Origin of the sequence: Odoribacter sp. N54.MGS-14, assembly GCF_000980295.1 — a bacterium.
GTDB lineage: Bacteria > Bacteroidota > Bacteroidia > Bacteroidales > Marinifilaceae > Odoribacter > Odoribacter splanchnicus.
The window spans coordinates 16,339-37,143 of the sequence record NZ_LARL01000020.1 but is presented as its reverse complement, the minus strand read 5'-3'; the positions used below and the strand labels follow the sequence as shown (position 1 = coordinate 37,143).

Annotated in this window: 19 protein-coding genes; 9 read left to right on the top strand and 10 right to left on the bottom strand. The window is 43.0% G+C overall.

Annotation, left to right across the window (positions count from 1 at the left end):
* Positions 1-112: 112 nt before the first annotated feature.
* Positions 113-1,531 (top strand): ATP-dependent DNA helicase, encoded by a 1,419-nt coding sequence (locus WS42_RS06330; RefSeq protein WP_046403930.1) that lies wholly within the window; start codon positions 113-115, stop codon positions 1,529-1,531.
* Between the two features lie 56 nt (positions 1,532-1,587).
* On the opposite strand, the gene WS42_RS06325 is transcribed toward WS42_RS06330, so the two are convergent.
* Complete coding sequence (locus WS42_RS06325; RefSeq protein WP_022159831.1) at positions 1,588-3,330, bottom strand: phospho-sugar mutase; 1,743 nt, start codon at positions 3,328-3,330, stop codon at positions 1,588-1,590.
* A gap of 128 nt (positions 3,331-3,458) precedes the next feature.
* Positions 3,459-3,812, bottom strand: coding sequence for a 50S ribosomal protein L19 (gene rplS, locus WS42_RS06320; RefSeq protein WP_013612127.1), 354 nt, complete (start codon positions 3,810-3,812; stop codon positions 3,459-3,461).
* A gap of 467 nt (positions 3,813-4,279) precedes the next feature.
* On the opposite strand from rplS, the gene greA reads away from it, so the two are divergent.
* The 8 genes from greA (at position 4,280) to WS42_RS06280 (ending at position 9,121) form a co-directional block, all read left to right on the top strand.
* Positions 4,280-4,756: a transcription elongation factor GreA gene (greA, locus tag WS42_RS06315; protein WP_013612126.1), complete on the top strand. Its 477-nt coding sequence runs from the start codon at positions 4,280-4,282 to the stop codon at positions 4,754-4,756.
* A 13-nt stretch (positions 4,757-4,769) separates the two neighbouring features.
* Entirely contained in the window at positions 4,770-5,162 is a 393-nt protein-coding gene (locus tag WS42_RS06310) for an HIT family protein (RefSeq protein WP_013612125.1), read from the top strand.
* A 176-nt stretch (positions 5,163-5,338) separates the two neighbouring features.
* Complete coding sequence (locus tag WS42_RS06305; RefSeq protein ID WP_046450868.1) at positions 5,339-6,163, top strand: ABC transporter ATP-binding protein; 825 nt, start codon at positions 5,339-5,341, stop codon at positions 6,161-6,163.
* 22 nt (positions 6,164-6,185) lie between these two features.
* A complete protein-coding gene (locus WS42_RS06300; RefSeq protein WP_140398565.1) occupies positions 6,186-7,124 on the top strand; it encodes a hypothetical protein in 939 nt (312 codons plus the stop codon).
* 11 nt (positions 7,125-7,135) lie between these two features.
* Positions 7,136-7,564 carry a hypothetical protein gene (locus tag WS42_RS06295; protein WP_013612122.1) on the top strand — a complete coding sequence of 143 codons (429 nt, stop codon included), beginning with the start codon at positions 7,136-7,138 and terminating at the stop codon, positions 7,562-7,564.
* Positions 7,554-7,925 carry a GntR family transcriptional regulator gene (locus WS42_RS06290; protein WP_013612121.1) on the top strand — a complete coding sequence of 124 codons (372 nt, stop codon included), beginning with the start codon at positions 7,554-7,556 and terminating at the stop codon, positions 7,923-7,925. Before WS42_RS06295 ends, WS42_RS06290 begins: the two co-directional genes overlap by 11 nt.
* A gap of 41 nt (positions 7,926-7,966) precedes the next feature.
* Complete coding sequence (locus WS42_RS06285; protein ID WP_046450866.1) at positions 7,967-8,464, top strand: PaaI family thioesterase; 498 nt, start codon at positions 7,967-7,969, stop codon at positions 8,462-8,464.
* 24 nt (positions 8,465-8,488) lie between these two features.
* Complete coding sequence (locus WS42_RS06280) at positions 8,489-9,121, top strand: HAD family hydrolase (RefSeq protein WP_013612119.1); 633 nt, start codon at positions 8,489-8,491, stop codon at positions 9,119-9,121.
* A 193-nt stretch (positions 9,122-9,314) separates the two neighbouring features.
* Here WS42_RS06280 and WS42_RS06275 read toward each other — a convergent pair whose 3' ends face one another.
* From WS42_RS06275 to infB, 8 genes are all read right to left on the bottom strand, one after another.
* Positions 9,315-10,496, bottom strand: coding sequence for a TolC family protein (locus WS42_RS06275; protein WP_013612118.1), 1,182 nt, complete (start codon positions 10,494-10,496; stop codon positions 9,315-9,317).
* A gap of 17 nt (positions 10,497-10,513) precedes the next feature.
* Positions 10,514-13,636: an efflux RND transporter permease subunit gene (locus WS42_RS06270; RefSeq protein ID WP_046450865.1), complete on the bottom strand. Its 3,123-nt coding sequence runs from the start codon at positions 13,634-13,636 to the stop codon at positions 10,514-10,516.
* Between the two features lie 12 nt (positions 13,637-13,648).
* Complete coding sequence (locus WS42_RS06265) at positions 13,649-14,851, bottom strand: efflux RND transporter periplasmic adaptor subunit (protein WP_229053092.1); 1,203 nt, start codon at positions 14,849-14,851, stop codon at positions 13,649-13,651.
* A 261-nt stretch (positions 14,852-15,112) separates the two neighbouring features.
* Entirely contained in the window at positions 15,113-15,586 is a 474-nt protein-coding gene (locus WS42_RS06260) for a DUF6769 family protein (RefSeq protein ID WP_046402785.1), read from the bottom strand.
* 74 nt (positions 15,587-15,660) lie between these two features.
* Complete coding sequence (locus WS42_RS06255) at positions 15,661-16,041, bottom strand: methylglyoxal synthase (protein WP_013612114.1); 381 nt, start codon at positions 16,039-16,041, stop codon at positions 15,661-15,663.
* Between the two features lie 103 nt (positions 16,042-16,144).
* Positions 16,145-17,242, bottom strand: a complete 1,098-nt coding sequence (locus WS42_RS06250) for a CapA family protein (protein WP_046402787.1) — start codon at positions 17,240-17,242, stop codon at positions 16,145-16,147.
* An 88-nt stretch (positions 17,243-17,330) separates the two neighbouring features.
* On the bottom strand, positions 17,331-17,792 hold the full coding sequence (locus WS42_RS06245; RefSeq protein ID WP_022160550.1) for a protein-disulfide reductase DsbD domain-containing protein: 462 nt from the start codon (positions 17,790-17,792) through the stop codon (positions 17,331-17,333).
* 160 nt (positions 17,793-17,952) lie between these two features.
* Positions 17,953-20,793, bottom strand: a complete 2,841-nt coding sequence (infB, locus tag WS42_RS06240; RefSeq protein ID WP_022160551.1) for a translation initiation factor IF-2 — start codon at positions 20,791-20,793, stop codon at positions 17,953-17,955.
* Between the last annotated feature and the right edge of the window lie 12 nt (positions 20,794-20,805).

The window sequence follows — 20,805 nt, the reverse complement described above, 5'->3', positions numbered from 1 at the left end:
TATCTTTATCCCCGCAATTCAAACGTTGTCAACGCAGCACAAAATCTTAATATTGCTCGCAAATTTAGGAAAAAATTTAGATTAAAGGCATAATCTTCTATTAAATTTCATGATGATCCAAAAACATTTTGAAGATATTATCCGGAAGAAATTCGGTTATGATTTTTCTCCGACCCAACAGATCGCTGTTGAGCATTTTATCCGTTTTTTCTTTGCCCGGGAAGAAGAAGGGATTTTTCTGTTGAAAGGATATGCCGGTACGGGAAAGACTTCATTGGTCGCTGCTATTGTGAATGCTTTGGTAAGCCTTGAGTATAAAGTCGTTTTGCTGGCCCCGACCGGTCGGGCGGCGAAGGTTTTTGCCGGTTATGCCGGACAAGCGGCTTTTACGATCCACAAAAAGATTTATCGTCAAAAGTCTTCGACCGATGGAGAAGGCTTGTTTAATCTGGGATTTAATGCCGGTGCTGACACCTTGTTTTTTGTCGATGAGGCTTCGATGATTTCAAATGCCGATGGGGAAGGTAATTTCTGGAGTGGTTGTTTGTTGGACGATTTGATACAGTATATATATAATGGACGGAATAACCGTTTGATACTGATCGGGGATGTGGCTCAGTTACCCCCTGTAGGCCTGGATATTAGTCCGGCCTTGGACAGACGGGAACTGGAAGCTGCTTATAATTTCAAGGTGACCGAGGTGGCTTTGACCGATATTATGCGGCAGGCAGAACAGTCGGGTATTTTATACAATGCCACACAGGTACGGAGTCTGATCGGAATCGGATCGGAAAATCTGCGGCTCAGGATCGGAAAATTTCCCGATGTTTTTAAGATCGGTGGTGGGGAACTTCTGGAAGAAATAGATTCCTGTTACGGGCGGTTCGGGGAAGAAGAAACGATTGTCGTTTGTCGTTCGAATAAACGGGCCAATCGGTTTAATGAAGGAATACGCCGCACGATCTTATACCGGGAAGAGGATTTTTGTAGTGGAGACCGGATTATGATCGTAAAAAACAATTATTTCTGGGGAGCTGATTATGAAAAAATCGATTTTATTGCCAATGGAGATATGGCTACCGTACAACGGGCCGGCAGAAGAGTAGAGCTTTATGGGCATCATTTTGTAAATGCTACACTGAAGATAGATGGGTATGAAGAAGAGGTGACGGCTTGGGTTATGCTGGATACCCTGATGTCCGATTATCCGGCGATGACGTATGAACAAAACCGTATATTTTATCAGGCTGTAGAAGCCGATTATGCCGATATCCCTTCTAAAAAGAAACGATTTGAAAAAATCCGGGAAAATGAATATTACAATGCCTTACAACTGAAATTCGCTTATGCCGTTACCTGTCATAAAGCTCAGGGGGGACAATGGGATGCCGTGTTTATCGATCAGGGGTGGTTGCCGGAGGAGATGCTGAATGATGAGTATTGGCGTTGGTTGTATACGGCGATTACCCGGGCACAGGAAAGGGTATATTTCGTCAATTTTAAAGAAGAGTTCTTCGAAATACCGGTTTGAAAATAGGCTAATGTACCGGTCTGTATACACAGTGCGGTACATTAGCCTGCCGGGTATTAGTTTATTTTCAGATCGGCCATCATTGCATCGATTTTAGCTAAAGCTTCAGCTTGGGCTTTATGAAAATCGTTTACATTTTTCATCGTGGCACGGGCTTCGAAATAGAATTTTATTTTGGGTTCGGTACCGGAAGGACGAACGGAGATTTTGCAACCGTCGGCCAGGAAGAATTGAAGTACGTCACTGGTGGTTGGAAAATCCATGGTTTTTGTTTCTCCGGTTTTCAGATTGATTTCCTGTAATGTTGCATAATCCTTTTTGATGATGATTTCACTGTTATTGATCGTTTTCGGGGTGTTGTGCCGGAGGTTGTTCATCATGTCTTTGATTTCCTGAGCTCCGGTCAGGCCTTTGCGTACAATATAAACCATTTTTTCTTGTGAGAAACCATATTCAGCATAGATCGATTCGAGAATACCGAACAAAGTTTTCCCCTGATCTTTTGCCCAGGCAGCAATTTCTGCCATCAAAGAGGTCGAAGATACGGCATCTTTATCCCGGGTAAAAGAACCTGGCATGAAACCGAACGATTCTTCACCGGCTCCGATGTAACCTTCAGCTCCCTTTTTACGGATCATATCGGCGATCCATTTGAAACCGGTGTATACATCGTAACAGGGAATCCCGTTCTTCTCGGCGATATCTTTAATCAGCTCGGAAGTAACGATCGTTTTACCAGTATACTCGTTGCCTTTGAGTAGGCCTAATGCTTTCCTGCGCTGGATGATATACCAGGTAAAAATAATGTTGGTCTGGTTGCCGTTGAGTAGAATCCACTCGCCCCGGTCGTCTTTAACAGCGATACCGATACGGTCTCCGTCCGGATCACAAGCCATAGCCAGGTCGGCATCGATCTCCCGGGCTTTATCCAATGCCATCTTGAAGGCTGCCGGTTCTTCCGGATTTGCAGAAGCTACGGTTGGAAAATCACCGTCGGTAATCATCTGTTCCGGGATAGTGGTGATATTGGTGAACCCCCAATTACGTAAAGAAGCAGGCACTAATTTATAAGTGGTACCATGTAAGGGAGTAAAAACAATTTTCAAGTCGTGCTGATGTTGAATGGCTTCCGGAGATAAACTCAGGGTTTTTACTGTATTCAGGAATTTCTGGTCAAAGTCTTCGCCAAGAATCTTGATTTTATCCGGGACAGCCGTGAACTTAATATCGGTGACCTTCACTTTTTTTACTTCGTCGATCACATTTTTATCGTGAGGGGGAACTAACTGTGAACCATCATTCCAGTAAGCCTTATAACCGTTATATTCTTTCGGGTTGTGTGAAGCGGTAATGATGACTCCTCCTTTACATCCCAATTCACGGATAGCAAACGACATTTCCGGTGTCGGACGCAGCGATTCGAAAAGATAAGCTGTAATGCCGTTGGCTGAAAAGATCGCTGCAGTCGTTTCTGCATATTCCCGCGAATGATGGCGGCAATCGTGGCCTATACATACTGAATTATTTTCTCCCGGGAACAGCCGGTTAATATAATTGGCGAAACCTTGGGTAGCGGCACCTACCGTATAAATATTCATCCGGTTGCTCCCCACACCCATAATTCCGCGTAACCCACCGGTACCGAATTCCAGATCGTTGTAAAATGAGTCGATCAATTCGGTCGGGTCACTGGCATTCAACAGGCGTTCTACTTCTGTACGGGTAGCTTTGTCGTAGGCATCGTTCAGCCACATTTCGGCTTTGGCTCTGGCTTTTTGAATAATTTCAGTATTCTCCATAATGTATTTTTTATTGTTGTGATGATTCTGTCTTTGTTGATACGATAAAATATTCCTTAAAGATTTGACAAAGATAGGAAATAAAAAAAGCCCTGCAACGCAGAGCTTTTTTTATTTTTAACTTGATCTTAAGATCTCTTTTCTTTGATTTTGGCTTTCTTACCGGTAAGATTACGGAAATAATAAATCCGGGCACGTCTTACTTTTCCGACTTTGTTTACTTCGATTTCTTTGATAAACGGTGATTCTATCGGGAAAATTCTTTCAACACCGACATTTCCTGACATTTTACGAACAGTGAAAGTTTTAGTGCTTCCGGTTCCTTTGACTTGGATAACTACACCACGGAATACCTGGATACGCTCTTTATTTCCTTCGACAATTTTGTAGTGAACGCTTACTGTGTCACCTGTGTTGAATGAAGGATGCTCTACTGGGTTCTCAGCGGCAAATGCCTGTTCTGCAACTTTAATTAAATCCATTATTTCAAATTTTAAAAATCCATTTATCGGACACAGTATTATCACGGAGTCTTTCGTATAAGAGACTGTGTACGTTTTTATCGAGGTGCAAATGTAGGAAAAGTTATTTTTATATGCAAATGATTCCCTTTTTATTTTATAACTTCTGAAAAGTTTATGTATAAAAGAGGAACTATCTATCCGGTTATTTACAAGGCTGGTCTGAAAACAAGCCGGTATTTTGAAGGGTATTGAAAGAGAAAAATATTGATAAAGAGTGAGATTAGGGGCGAAACGAAGAAATTCTGAAGTGGAAACGTTTGTATAATTTTGCTGAAAAAATTTTTTATTCCGAAAAAAGGTCATATCTTTGTAATCGGAGGTGAGGATTCCTAGTATCAACAGGAATTCTTTTTAATAAAGGCACTTATTGGAGGATAAGTGTCATTTATTTTTTTATGTATAAAATAAATGTTAAATAAACGGTTATGAGCAACAAAGTGTCTTATGTAACAAAAGAGGGATTGAAGAAACTACAGGAGGAATTGGAAAGATTGCAGAATGTAGAACGTCCGAAAATTTCCAAGGCTATTGGAGAAGCTATCGAAAAAGGCGATATTTCAGAAAATGCAGAATATGATGCAGCCAAAGATGCCCAGGGGCTTTTGGAAGCAAAAATAGCCCAACTGAAAGATACCATCGCGACCTGTCGGGTGATCGATGAGTCACAGATCGATACATCTAAAGTACAGATGTTGAATAAGGTGACGATCAAAAATACGAAAACCGGAGCAACAATGACTTATACTCTGGTTTCTGAAACTGAAGCAAATTTCAAGGAAGGGAAGTTATCTATCCATACACCGATTGCACAGGCTTTGGTCGGAAAGAAATTAGGAGATAAAGTGATGGTGAAGGTACCTGCCGGTGAAATGGAATTCGAAATTATGGATATCAGTCTGTAAAATGCGATTTGTTATGGCTTCAATTTTTTCTAAAATCGTGAAAGGAGAAATTCCTTCTTATAAAGTAGCTGAGGATGAGTATTATTATGCTTTTCTCGATATTAATCCTTTGCAAAAGGGACATACGCTTGTGATTCCTAAAAAAGAAACCGATTACCTGTTCGATCTTTCGGATGAAGAGTTAGCCGGGCTAATGGTGTTTGCCAAGAAGGTCGCCAGGGCTATTGGTAAAACCATTCCTTGCCAACGGGTCGGTGTGGCTGTATTGGGTTTGGATGTCCCGCATGCACATGTTCATCTGGTGCCTCTCAACGGAGGGGACGATATGAATTTTTGTAATCCTAAAAAGCAATTTCCGGCTGAGGAAATGAAAGCTTGTGCCGAATCGATCGCTACGAATATGTGATTATGAATCCGGCCTGAGAAGGCTGACTGACGATAGAGGAAACGGTCAAAGTGACGAAGAGTTATTTTGACCGTTTTTTTTCTTCAGAATTTGTTTTTCTGATTATTATATCTACTTTTGTAGTGTATTAGTATATTAATACGCTATGAAAATTTATCAATCTTAATATTGAAAAGATGATTTATATTGAAAACTTGGATTTTGGTTATCAAAAAAAACGGGAAGTTTTTTCCGGATTGAATCTTTCATTGACCGGGGGGCATATTTATGGCCTGCTTGGAAAGAATGGAGCCGGTAAGACTACTTTATTAAAATTGATCGGTGGTTTATTGTTTCCTTTGCGAGGCCGGATAGAGGTGTGTGATGCTATTCCCCGGTTGAGGAAACCTTCTTTTTTATCCGATATTTTTTTCATTCCTGAAGAAATCTGTTTGCCGGATATGAGGATGAAAGATTATTTCCCTTTGATCTGTCGGTTTTATCCGAAGTTTGACGAAGAATTATTGTTCCATGCCATGGAAATTTTTGAAGTATCCGAATCGGATAAAATGGGACAAATGTCTTATGGACAGCGTAAGAAGGCTTTGATCAGTCTGGGGATAGCTTGTAATACCCGGTTGTTGATGATGGACGAACCAACCAATGGATTGGATATCCCTTCAAAAAGTCAGTTCAGGCGATTGATTGCGTCGGTGGCTTCAGAGGAACGTTGTGTTGTGATTTCTACTCATCAGGTCCGGGATCTGGAAAATTTGATCGATGCTTTGGTCATTATCGAAAAGAGCCGGATCTTGGTCAATACAACGGTAGAACAGATTACGGATCATTTTGTGTTCAGGCAGCTGAGAGAGGGAGAAACGGCTTTATTTGCCGAAGAATCTTTAAGAGGCCGCTGGGGAATGGTACCCAACTTACAGCAGGAAGATAGCAAACTGGATATGGAATTGTTTTTTAATGCGGTTTTGGAACATCCGGCGGAGATTGAAAAAGTTTTGAAATAGGAAAATGTATAAAATGATAGCTATGAATGAAGTATTTGAATACCGGCGTTTTGGAGCATTGGCCCGGAAGTATTACCGGGAAAATAGGAGGTTAGGAATTATTTTCCTAGGGATCATAGGAATAATCACTTTTTTGTGTTTGTGTAAATTTAATCCTTTTCTGAGGGAATACACGCAAGTAGAAAATCCGGCGGAGGTATCTGATTTTATTCAATATTACAAAGGGGTATATCGTCAGCTGTTCTGGGGACTATATGGATTGTTTGCTTTGGTTGTCGCTCTGCATTCTTTGCGTGATTTTGTTGTAAAAGATAAAATATTGAATACGCTGTTGTTACCGGCTTCTGTCTTTGAAAAATATGTGCTGGCTTTCCTGAATTCCACGGTCGTATTACTTGTCGTTTATTTGTTGATGTTTTATGCTTTGGCTTCGGTTACGAGTAGTTATAAATTTACAGGACTCAATCGATTGGAGTATGTAAGCGGGAGTTTCGGGAATCAGGTCCCTGCCATGACTCCCGGACAGGAAGTGGTTCATACCGAAATCGGGAATGTGTTCGACTTTTCGGAGGGTGGGTACCTGATGAATATTTCGTATGATCAGAAAGAACTGAACTATGGAAAGCTGACCAATGGCATTGTAGTGAATATGGTTGTCATTTGGTTTTTATATGTAATGTCGGTAGGCATGTGGGGATCGGTCACTTTCCGGAAGCATCCTTTTATATTGACTTTTTTGGTTCATGTGATATTTTTATTGGCCTTGGTAGCCGTTTCCGTCTGGTTGGGGAATAAGTTGTTCGGGGCAGAGCCACAAATGAAACCCGATGAGTTGAGTTTTTACGGAGGAGAAGTCTTGCCAGATTTACCTTCTTTCCGCTGGTTACTGGTGTTCTATATTTTCCCACTGACCTATCAGGCAGTAATTTGGATAAAATTGAAAACGAAACAAGTTCAATAATTGAAAAGACAATGAAAAAATATGATTTAATTTTAGCAGTCCTTTATATTTTACCGGTGATTTTGGGATTTATCATTTTTTATAACTTAAAAAATCCAAGTGATCAGGAGATGGAAAAAGCCGGGGCTTATATCGAAAAATTGTATAAACAGCCGGTAAGTAACGTTGTGATCTATAATACAGATATGGCAGTCAGGGTGATTGAGTCGCCGGAAAAGGTAAAGCAGGGATTTAAAATAACCGGTGTGATACCGTTCCGGCAGGTTACTGGTTTTCGGGTGGCCGGAGACACTTTATATGTAAGTGGCCCCGAGGAATATTCGGGTGTGATATGTCAGTTATGGGTATCTCCCGGTGTAAAAGTGGATACATTGAATGCACCGAAGGTGTGTATCTCAAAGTCAAAGGTTAAAGACAATATTACTGATTATGGACTTTAAGGAGACGCAGGCGATTTATTTGCAGATTGTGGATTTGGTTTGTGATCACATTGTCACAGGTAAATGGAAAGCTCAGGAACGGATTCCGTCTGTTCGTGAATTGGGGGTACAATTGGAAGTAAATCCGAATACTGTGATGCGTGCCTACGACTATTTGCAGGCCCGGGAGATCATTTGCAACAAGCGGGGAGTCGGCTTTTTTGTGACAGAAGGAGCTTCGAAGCAGATTACTGAATCCAGACGTGAAGAGTTTGTCGGGACGGAACTGCCCGATATCTTCCGGCGAATGAGTTTATTGGCTATTCCGATCGAATTGGTCGTGGTCGAGTATGAAAAATATAAAGCAGGCAACAATTCTTAGAAAAATGCGTTAATTTTACGGTTCGATAATCGGAACGTAAAATGGAAAAACGGAAAATGTATAATGCCTATGCGGATTTGGAGGGATACAATTGTTTCGGTTGTTCGCCGACAAATCCGTATGGACTGAAATGTAAGTTTGTGGATGAAGGTGAATATATCACCTGCCATTGGGTGCCCTCGGAGAATTATCAGGGCTTTTTTCATGTTTTGCATGGAGGGATACAGGCGACACTGATCGATGAGATTGCCAGTTGGGCAATCTTTTCTCATGAAAAAACAGCTGGTGTGACAACAGAAATGCAGGTGAAATACCGACGGCCTGTCCGGACAGATCAGGGAGAAATTTGGTTGAGAGCCAAGGTGACCGAAGTGGCAAGACGGTTGGTGACCGCTCACGTGGAGCTTTTCAATGAAAAAAATGAGTTGGCGACCGAGGCTGATGTGGTGTATATGATTTATCCGGAAGGACTGGCACGGAAAAAATTGGATTGGCCTGGAGCGGAAGCTTTTTATAAGCCTGTAGAAGAAGAGGAATAAATAATAGGGATTAAAGATAAATTTATGAAGTATAAAAATGTCGTGTGGGATTGGAACGGTACTTTATTGAATGATGTGAAAGTCGGTGTGAATACGTTGAACGATATGCTCGGGAGAAGAGGTTTGCCATTGCTTTCTGTAGAAGATTATAAAGAAAAATTCGGTTTTCCGGTCATAGACTTTTATGATCGGGTCGGATTCGATATGGAGAAAGAATCTTTTCATGAACTGTCTGTCGATTTTGTCGAGACCTATGATAAATATGCCGGCGAAGTGGGATTGAACGAAGGAGTAAGAGAGGTGCTGGCAGGCATACAGCAAACCGGTGTAAAACAGTATGTCCTGTCTGCTCTTCGGGAAGATTTGTTGCAACAGATGCTCCGGCATTTTCAGATCGATTCCCGTTTTGACCGCGCTTGTGGGGCGAATGATATTTATGCGGCCGGCAAGATCGAACGGGGACAGCAAATGTTACAGACTTGTCCGATTGTACCCGAAGACACCCTGATGGTTGGAGATACTATTCACGATGCCGAGGTGGCCGACGCTTTGGGGTTCGATTGTATCTTATTTGCAGGAGGGCATAACAATGAAGAACGCCTGCAGAAAAAAGCTCCTGTCATTCATCGGATGAGGGAATTGCTGACCTGTGTTTGATGAGTTATTAGGGGGATAGCCGTATAGCGGTAATTGCCTTGATGCTGAATTTCTTGCAACTTTTGTGCCCCCTGTAATTATTAAAATCTGGAGTAATTGCTTCCTAAAGTTTTTTGAACTCTGCCGGCGCGTTTTTACAGCAGCACTCGTGGCTGTAAAAACGCGCCGGCAGGTTGGGGGACTTTAAAACTTATTACAATTGATATTGTAATAGTTGGGCCACTGCATTCTGATATTCTTTTTCTACATCCAAATAGTTTTGCATACTATCGTAAAGCAGAGTGATCTCTACAAAATAATCGATCATGGATATCTGCCCGGTTTCGAGAGCCTTATTGAGTAATTCGTCGGTCCGTTGGCTGGAAAGAGCCTCTGCATATTCATTCCGGGAGTTTGCCAAAGCTTCGGCTTGCAGGTATAGTTCCCGGAGGGTAGCTTTCAGGGTCTGTTGATTGGCTAAGATATTGGTAACCGTATATTCGGCTTGTGCTTTTGCTTGTTTAACCGTGTTTCTATTTTCCCAAAGCGGAATCGAAAGGCCGATTTTGAAACCGTTCATCTTTGATTCACTCCCCCCGTTACGACGGTAACCCAGATCGAATTTAGGTAAAGTCAGGGCCCGGTTTACTTTGATCTCCCGTTGGGCGGATTCGGATTCGCTGCGTAGACTTTTTAATGTGGGATCAGCGGCCAGATACTCCGATTCCAGACTGGAATAGTCCGGTAGAACCTGAGTCTGTGGGTAGTCCGTTGTTTCGAAATCGAGGGGGTGGCCACCGTTCAGTGCCTGTAATTTCTCCAATTGAGCCCGCAAAGCCGAGTTATTGAGTCGGCTGGCATTATTGGCATTAATCTTTTCTAATTGAATTTTGTTGTATTCTAATCGGTTGGCATCACCATTCGCAAAACGTTGACGATACAATTCTGCTAGTTTTTCCGCATTTTTCAGCCGTTGGTCCAATAACTGTTTTTGTTTGCGTAAGTATATGATCTCCTGGCAGGTCTGTTGTGCTGTCAGTAAGATCTCCTGACGGGTGGCTGCATATTGGAGATCGGAAGTTGCAGATTTCAATTTGGCCAATTTGTTTTTATTGGCATAGACCGTAGGGAAGTCGAAACTCTGTACGACGGCTAATTCGTTGGCATTTCCGCCTACACTACGGTCGGCCCACAATTGATTTAATTCGACTGTCGGGTTGGGTAAAAAAATCCCCGTCCGTGCTTCCAGCTTTTGTGCTTGGTTTAGTTGCATGCCTGCTTGTAAGGTGGGATTGTTTACCTCGATATTTTTAAGCACTTCCTTGATTCCCGATTGGGAAAATACAGGGAGAGTGACGATCAGAGACAGGCAAAGGATGTATATGTATTTTTTCATAATGATGAATTGTAAATTTATAAATCGGCTTGTATCTCCTGAGGGGTTACTATTGATGCTTCTTTTTTCCGGTTCAACAGAAAATATACGATAGGGACTACAAATCCGTTTAGCAGAGTGGAGCTTAATAATCCTCCTAATATCACCTGTGCCATAGGGCTTTGGATTTCATTTCCCGGAAGATCCCCACCCACAGCCAGCGGAATTAAAGCCAGTGCAGAGGTTAAGGCTGTCATCAGAATCGGATTGAGCCGGTCCAAAGAACCTTGAATAATACTTTCCCTCAGATTCAGACCTTCTTCCCGTAAATGATTGTAGTGGGATACCAGTAGTATTCCGTTACGGGTAGCGATACCGAATAGGGAAATGAATCCGATGATAGAAGGGATACTGATTACCCCTGAGGTAAACCAGATACTGATCACTCCTCCGATGATGGCTAAGGGCAGATTCAACATGATGATACCGGATAAAGGTAAACTCCGGAATTCATGATACAAAATCAAGAATATCAGTAGGATGGAGATCAGGGAAGTCAGGAATAAAGTTCGGGAAGCAGCTGCTTCACTTTCGAACTGTCCGCCATACTCGATGTGATAACCTTCCGGTAGAGAGATTTGTTCGTCTACTGTTTTTTGGATATCGTTGACTACGCCTTTCAAATCCCTGCCGGCAACATTGGCAGAAACGACGATCTTACGTTGTACATTCTCCCGGCTGATGGTGTTGGGCCCGGATAGGGGAAGTACTTCCGCTACATAATGCAGGGGCACTTTACGCCCATTGGCATCCAGCATGAGTTCACCGATTTCTTCCATGCTATCCCGGTCATGGTCGGCTACTTTAATGGTCAGGTCGAAGATTTTTCCACCTTCATTCACTTGTGAAACTACTTTCCCGGCCAGAGCGACATTGATAAATTCGGAAAATTCCGGTAGAGTAATACCATACCTGGCCAACATGTCCCGTTTAGGAAGAATCTGTAACTGAGGACGTTCGATCTGTTGTTCCAGAGTCAGGTCCGCAATACCGTCGATTCCTTGTATAGAATTCTTGATTTCACTTCCCAAGCTATACAGTTTATTCAGGTCATTACCGAATAGTTTGATCGCAATGTTGGCTTTCGTTCCGGAAAGCATGGCGTCGATACGGTGGGAGATCGGTTGACCGATTTCGATATTGGCCCCTTTCAGTTCACCCAATTGTTTTCGTACATCAGCCAGAAATTCATCTCTGTCCCGGTCTTGTAACTCGAAAGGTGCTTCGATTTCGGAGGTATTTACTCCCAGTGCATGTTCATCTAGCTCGGCACGTCCTGTCTTACGTGCCACAGTTTGAATTTCCGGAATCCCCAGGAGAATCTTTTCGGCTAATCCACCCATACGGTCCGACTCTTCAAGTGAGATACCCGGCATGGTACTGATATTGATGGTCAGCGAACCTTCGTTGAAAGGAGGCAAGAAGCTACGTCCTAAACTGAATAGGATGATCAGCGATAAAACCAGTAGGGTGGCAGCTGTACCGATCACTATTTTTTTGTAATGCAGTGCCCAGTTTAACGATTTTCGGTATACCTTTTTTAAGCTGCGGGAGATAAATGGCTCCTTTTCGCTTTTTTTCAATGCTTTTTCGGTAGTCAGCATATAACTACATAATACCGGAGTCAGTGTCAAAGCGATGACGGTCGAAGCAAACAGGGCGACAACGAAAGCAATACCCAGCGGTATCAGCATTCTGCCTTCCATGCCCGAAAGGAAAAATAAAGGAAGAAAACAAGCCACGATGATCAACGTAGAGTTCAGGATAGGCATCCGGACTTCTTTCGAACCTTCGAAAACAATTTCGATGGTCGGGCGTCGTTCTGTGGCGGGTTTGAATCGGTTTTCGCGTAAGCGTTTATATACATTTTCCACATCCACAATCGCATCGTCGACCAACGAGCCGATAGCAATAGCCAAACCTCCTAAACTCATAGTATTGATTGTCAACCCCAAAGCATGCATCACCAGGATTGCCATCAACATAGACAAAGGAAGAGCGACGAGGGAAATGATCGTGGTCCGGAAATTCATCAGGAAAAAGAACAACACCACAATCACAAAAACAGCTCCTTCCAGTAAAGCTTCCTGGATGTTGTGGATCGAACTGTTGATAAAACGGGATTGCCTGAAAATGTCTGTCGAAACCTCGACGTCTTCCGGTAAAGTTTTACGAAGTTCCTGGATAGAGGCATCCAGTTTGTCGGTTAGTTCGAGGGTGTTGGTGCCGGGTTGTTTGGTGACGGTAACCAGCACTGCCGGTTTACCTTTTTCTGAAGCAACTCCTAATTTAGGTGTTTTAGCTCCGATCTGAACGTTTGCAATATCAGCCAATGTGATAGGAAAATCGTCGACGGTTTTAATGACGGCTTTACCTATTTCCTCGACCCGGGTGGTTGCCATAACTCCCTGTATGATATATTCATTTCCGTATTCGTAAAGGATACCTCCGGTGGCATTTTGGTTCATATTTTCTACTACCGGCAGGACCTCGTCCAATCCGATATTGTAATACTTCATACGGGCCGGATCGAGCAATATCTGATACTCTTTGATGTCGCCTCCGATAACGGCCACTTGGGCAACTCCTCCGGTCGAGAGTAAGCGCGGTCGGATGGTCCAATCGGCTATTGTACGTAAATCCTGTAAAGAAGTACTGTCGGCAGTCAGACCGATAATCATCATTTCACCCAGGATCGAAGATTGGGGGCCCAGGGTGGGAGTACCGACATTATCAGGAAGTGCTTCTCCCAGGGTTGCCAGCTTTTCCGATACAATCTGCCGGGCTGTATAAATATTCGTACCCCATTCGAATTCAACCCATACGACCGAGAAACCTGTGGTAGAAGACGAACGTACACGTCTGACGTCGGTGGCTCCGTTGACAGCGGTTTCCACCGGGAAGGTCACCAGCCGTTCTACTTCTTCCGGTGCCATCCCTTGAGCTTCGGTCATCACCACTACGGTCGGAGCATTCAGGTCTGGAAAAACATCCACTTCCATGTTGTGGGCTGTAATGCTTCCCCAAATCAGCAGGGCTACTGCTGCGATCATTACCAACAAACGGTTGTGTAATGAATATTGTATGATTTTATTTAGCATAGTTACTCCATTTTAATGTTCGTGGGTATGACCCGGAATAGCAGCAGAGGCTGAAGCCATTTTCACCTGATAAGCTCCACGGGTAACGATCCGGTCTCCCGGAGTTAAGCCTGATAATACCTGAACTTCCTTGCCATTGTTGGCTCCGAGTGTGACTTCTTGCTTTTGGTAACCTTCTTCATCGAGTTGGCGGTATACATAAAAATTACCCATTTCGTTCGTTAAGGCCGATACCGGAAGGCTCAGTACATTCTCCATGGGATAAGAGAGCAGGTATATTTCGACGAATGAACCCGGAATGATATCACCACGGTTGTCGAATTCGAAGGTTACCGGGATAAAAAATGAATTTGTTCCGGCAGCCTTACCGACGGATAGTAATTTCCCGGATAAATCAGGTAAAGCATATACGCGATTATCGTAAGGAGTTTTAAAGTTGGCATTATTGATGGAATTCAGCGAGTTATAGTATTTTTCAGATACGTCTGCACGTAAAACCAGTTTTTTATTTTGCGATACAGTGGCTATAGCCTGACCTGCTGTAACATATTCGCCGTCTTTGACAGAGATGTTTTTGAGATAACCGGTTAATGGAGTGGTGATCCCGACACCTTTGGCCGATTGTTTACCCGAAATAGCTTCATAAGCGGTTTTGGCGTTCTGATAATTTAAGCGGGCATTTTCAAATTCTTTTTGAGAAACAATCTGATCTTTTACTAATTTTTCAGCTCGTTCGTATTCGGCTTTGGCTTTTTCGTAATTGGCATGGATACGGGTATAATAATCTCCTTCGCCCATGTGCTTCGAAGTAATGTAAAAAAGAGGTTGTCCTTGTTTTACCATACTTCCTTCCGCCAGGTTATTGTTAGCATAGGAAATAACCCCGTTGTTGGTGGCTACGATGATCGATTCATCTCCGGGAGCCGGAAGCACCTGACCTGTCGTTTTGATAATCTGGTGGAAGGTTCCGGGCTGTATTTCTTTCACTTCAAAATCTGTTTTGGCTGCCTGTGCTTTTGTGAAGATAATCTCATCACTATGTCCTTCGCCGTTCTCATGTTCCTCTTCTTCATGGTTGTGACCTTCGTGTTCATGGTCGTGGTTATGAGCTGCATGCTCCTCGGCTGTCTCGTGTTCATGAGAGGATTTTTGAGTATTTTTACATCCGTAAAAACACATCGATAAAATAGTTAGGGCTATAATAAATAGTCTCATATCGTTTTATTTATGGATATTTAATTCGGTTAATTCTTATTGGTAAAGCTGATAAAGTTGTGTTTTCACTGTCTGAAGTTTATAAAGTGGATCGTATTCTTCGGAGGATTATACCAAACCTCATTTCTAACGATCGTTCTGCGGCCGTAAATAAAACGCCCGCAGGGGTATCGACTTTATAAATTTTATGAACTAAGCTTTATCGGTACGATAAAATTCTGTCCGGTTTATCAGAAGGGTATCTCCCTGATATTTAGAAAACTATACTGTAAAAGGAGGGGCTCGGCCAGCCAAGGCTGATATATAACAGGCTGTATGAAGTTTTTCCTGATAATAACTATCGGAATCACATTGTTGCTCTGCTTCAGAAGATAAGAATTCAAGAATATTGGAAACAAGAAACAACGAGAGGCTAAAATGATGATAGGCTCCTTCTTCGCTCTGATGTTCTACATTTTGTCCCCGGTTGATTTGGGTTTGAAAAAGATTTTTTACACACCGATGATTGCTACTGCCTGTGTCATGACTGTGCTCTTCGTTTTCTCCTTCATCCTGGCAGTGAGCGGTTGCGAAACAGATATATTCGTTGTGATGATGATGTGGAAATACAACAAAAGCAAGCATCACTATGCTGGCCATAGAAAGAAGCGTTATTGCTGTAAATTTCCTGATCATCCGAATCTTATATTTTGCACAAATATAATAGATGAGAATGGTTTGTGCAAAGGTTTTCATAGATTTCTCTGAATAACGGCTTTATCTGCCGCTTGATAAAGACGTTTCCGATAGTAAAGTCCGGGGGCCGGGCTTTACTTCTGATGCATATCGAGGAATCCCCGAATCATCATTTCAGCGCTGGCTGGATTGGTCGCGATAGGTACGTTGTGAACGTCACATACCCGCATTAACATTTGTACATCCGGTTCGTGTGGGTGTTTACCCAGCGGATCCCGAAAGAAAATTACCATCGCAATTTGGTGTTCAGCTACCAATGCGGCAATCTGAGCATCACCTCCCAACGGCCCTGATAGTAAGCGTTCAACTTCCAAACCTGCATCCTGTGCATGTTTCCCTGTAGTTCCGGTAGCTACGATTTCTGTACCTACGGATTTCAGAAAGTCCATGTGTCTGTTCAGGAAAGCTACCATTTCGGCTTTTTTTCCATCATGTGCAATTACTGCAATTTTCATAATTTAAAAGTTATTATTTTTTAACTCTACGAAATTACAAATTTTATTACATAAAATAAGTCCTTCCGGTAAAAATATTTGCGGAGTCGATTTCGGTGAGCACCTATTCTAATTGGAATTTCGGTGCTATATGACCGATAATCGAATCGGTATCCTGAAAAAATCGGGTATAGAGCAAAGAGTCCTGGCTGGCGAGGATTCGGTGGGCTTCCGGTTCGGGGATGACATAATAACGTCTTTTCCCATCTTCCTGCGGACGATAGACATAGTTACTGAGGGTTTGCATCCGGTAACGGGTTTTCCCGTTTTGGCGGTAAAGAGTGAGGTGAACTCCCAAGCCTCCGTTTGTATATCGTTTACTTTGGTTGGATACAAAATTTCCTAAAGAGAAGACAGTAACACCCAGTGTGTCCTGTTCGTGTTGAATATAGCTTATCGGTTGGATGACGTGTGGGTGTGAACCGATGACGATGTCGGCTCCCCGTTCGTGCAACCAGGAAGAAAGTTTTTTTTGAGTTGCATTCGGAGCTGTAAAATACTCTTCACCCCAGTGCATGACTGCAATGATATTGGTGACCGTGTCTAAAAGGGCCTTTTCGATTTGGCGGGCCATATGAAAGGTATCGATCATGGAAACGACCTGGCCGTGGGTTACCGGAATACCGTTAGTCCCATAAGTATAACTGATCAGGGCAATCTTGAATTTTCCCTGGCGAATATAAAGGGGAGAACGGGTAATCCAAGCCGTTGTATCGGTAAAGGTTCCGGTATGGGGGAATTGCAGGGAATCCAGATAGTATATGGTTTTAGCTATACCGCGATGTCCTTTGTCGCAGGAATGATTGTTATTGGTGGTCAGGATGTCGACTCCACATGCTTTTAAATCACGGGCAAGTTGCCAGGGAGCACAAAATTGAGGATAACCACTATACCCCCTGTCGGATAAAGTCGTTTCCAGATTGGCGATGACATAATCGGCTTTTTGCCAATAAGGAGTGATGTACTGAAAACAGGGCAGATAGTCGTAATCAGCTGTCTCTGCATTCCAGGCCCCGCTGATCTGAGGTTCGTGTTGCATGACGTCTCCGAAGAAAAAAAAGCTCAGACTATCCAATTCCGGACTATTATCCCGGTGTAACCAGGGTTGGGCTAAAGCCGGGATACATCCTGAAATCAGAAAAACCAACAGGAAATGTTTCATACTATATAAGCGGATAAGATGAAAAAAAGAGACAAAAATATCGGTTGGATCTTTGTCTCTTTTTATAGCAGGAATCGGAATCCTGTACTTATTTTGTTAAATCAAAACTGAAATCTGCTTCTGCAGGAGGAGTACATTGTCCGCCGGAGCAAGACATATATTCTACATAACCCACTAATTTAGCTTTTGCGCTGGTTACCTTGACCCGTTGAACAAAAGTAGCGGCATTGATAAAATATTTCAGATCCATATCGAACGCTTCGCTATGTTCGGTCAGAGCTTTCTCTGTCGCTTTGAATTCACCTACCAGTTCGATACCGCTGGTTTCATCTTCATCCATATTGAAGGTGGTTGGCAGAGGTCCGCCTTCGGGAAGTTTCGTGTCGTATAAATGCCATCCGCTGTCTACAGTAGCTTTGCAGATGATATCATATACTCCGTCACTCACTTTTTTCTGGGTGATTTGCCATTTTACGGGTTTTAAAACCTGAGCTGTCAGTCCTGTTGTAAATGCTGCGAACAGTACCATTATAACCAATATCTTCTTCATTTTTTCAAAAATTAATTGTTTTGTTTTTTATCTATCACAAAGTAAAGAAATAATCCCTGATAAGCAGTGTTAGACAGGTGTTAAATGTTCCTTAATTAATGATTAACAAAATAGAGAGCGGCAAGCAATATGGAAATCGTTTGTCGCTCGTCCGATATATTTAAAGTGTTTTTTTCACTTCCACTTCCTGGTATCCTTCGATCATGTCTCCGACCCGGATGTCGTTGTAGTTCTCGATATTCAGACCACATTCGAATCCTTTGGTTACTTCCTTTACATCGTCCTTAAAACGTTTCAAAGAACCCAAAACACCGGTGTAAATGACGATACCTTCGCGGATAACCCGGATTTTCGCTGTACGGGTGATCTTGCCGTCACGGACGATACAACCGGCGATGGTACCCACTTTGGAGATTTTGAAGGTTTCCAGAACTTCGACCGTTGCAATGATTTCTTCTTTGATTTCCGGAGAAAGCATACCTTCCATAGCTGATTTCAATTCTTCGATCGCCTGGTAGATGACAGAATAAAGCCGGATATCTATCTGTTCTTTTTCAGCCAGTTTACGGGCGCCCATAGACGGACGTACCTGGAACCCGACGATGATTGCATTCGAGGCTGCAGCCAGTAGTACATCTCCTTCTGTAATCTGTCCGACAGCTTTGTGAATGATGTTCACCTGGATCTCATCTGTAGACAGCTTGATCAGTGAATCGGACAACGCTTCGATAGAACCGTCGACGTCGCCTTTAACAATCACATTCAATTCCTGGAAATTACCGATAGCGATACGGCGTCCGATTTCGTCCAGAGTAATGTGTTTCTGAGTACGCAGACCTTGTTCACGCTGGAGCTGTTCCCGTTTATTGGCAAGTTGCCGCGCTTCTTTCTCGTTTCCCATTACATTGAATTTGTCACCTGCCTGTGGAGCACCGTTCAAACCTAATATTAAAGCCGGTTCGGAAGGACCTGCCTTCTCCATTTTTTCTCCCCGTTCGTTGAACATGGCTTTGACGTGTCCGAAATACTGGCCGGCAAGCACAATATCACCTACTTTAAGCGTTCCGGATTGTACGAGCACTGTAGCTACATATCCACGTCCTTTGTCCAAAGACGATTCGATGATAGAACCGGTAGCTTTCTTATGAGGATTGGCTTTCATATCCAGAAGTTCGGCTTCTAACAATACCTTCTCCAGCAACTCTTCGATATTTAAGCCTTTCTTAGCTGCGATTTCCTGACATTGGTATTTTCCTCCCCATTCTTCCACCAGATAATTCATATTGGCCAGTTCTTCCCGGATTTTGTCCGGATTCGCTCCCGGTTTATCTATTTTGTTGATGGCAAACACAATAGGTACTCCCGCAGCACTGGCGTGGTTGATCGCCTCGATGGTTTGAGGCATGACGTTATCGTCGGCAGCGACGATGATGATAGCGATATCGGTCACTTGAGCACCACGGGCACGCATCGCTGTAAATGCTTCGTGCCCCGGAGTATCCAGGAAAGTGATCGTCCGGCCGTCACTCAATTTTACGTTGTAAGCTCCGATATGCTGTGTAATACCACCGGCTTCACCTGCGATGACATTGGTTTTACGAATACTATCCAATAAAGAGGTTTTACCATGGTCGACGTGCCCCATAACAGTGACAATCGGCGGACGTGGCAACAGGTTCTCTTCGGAATCTTCTTCCTCTTCGTCGATGGCTTCCTGAATTTCAATGCTTACAAATTCAACCGAATAGCCGAATTCATCGGCAACAATATTGATCGTTTCTGCATCCAAGCGTTGGTTGATAGATACAAAAAGTCCGAGCGACATACAAGCAGAGATAACCTCTGTCACACTAATATTCATCATGGTTGCCAATTCGGCTACCGTCACGAATTCCGTTAGTTTCAGAATGCTCTTTTCCTTTTCTTCTTGTTCCAGTTCGGCCTGTAACTTTTGCTGTGCAGCATCCCGCTTATCCCGACGGTGTTTTGCAGTCTGTGATTTTCCTTTGCTTCCTAAGCGGGCAAAAGTATCTTTGATTTGCTTGTCGATATCTTCATCGGAGATTTCAGTCTTTTCGTTTTTCTTTTTCTTCAGCTTTTTCAGTTTCCGCTTATTTTCTTCAATTTTGGCATTTTTGGCCGGAACGGTAGCTGCTTCCACCTGAATTTTTTCATCCTGACGATGAATTCTTTTCCGTTTTTTACGGATATCTGCATCCTCTTCTCCCTTATTAACGATATCTGTCGATGGGCTTGCTACCGGCTGTTCGGTTTTAGCGGCCGATACGAAAGGCTTGTTGGCTTTTTTCTGTTCACGGCGATCCCGTTCCCGTTCCTGTTTACTTTTTTTCGGAGGTCTGGTACGTTGGTTGATGGCGTCCAGGTCGATTGTACCCACTACTTTTACATCTTTCAGCGCAGGTTGTGCTACTTTGAAAGGAGTGGATTCAGAAGACTCTTCCATTTGTACGGAAATTTCGGGCTCCACTTCTGGTGTTACTTCTCTTTCTTCTTCCTGAGTTTCTTCTACTTCAACCCGGGTTACTTTCGGTTCTTCCACTTTTTCGGTTATTTCTTCCTGAGTTTCTCTTTTCGGTTGTTCAACCTTTGCTTCTACCGGTTCCGGTTGTGTTTTTTTCTCCGGATTCAGATCGATATGATCGACAATCTTAATTTTATTTTCGAATCTCACTTCATCTTTAATCGAAATGAATTCCTCTTCCTCTTCTTCTGTATTTTCGTTTCCTGAAGAGATGTTGCCAGCGTTGTCTATCGTGACAGTCTCTTTTTTCTTTCTGGTATTTTTCAGATCAACCAGAGAGGACTCTTTTTTTACCTGGCTGTCAGATGAAAATTCTTTTGCAACCAAAGCATAATCTTCATCCGTTAACTTTGCATTCGGATCTGAGGATATTTTGATCCCCTTACTGTGCAGGAACTCTACGATAGTAGATAAACCTACGTTAAATTCTCGGGCTATTTTACTTAATCTTACTGCCATATTGAGATTACA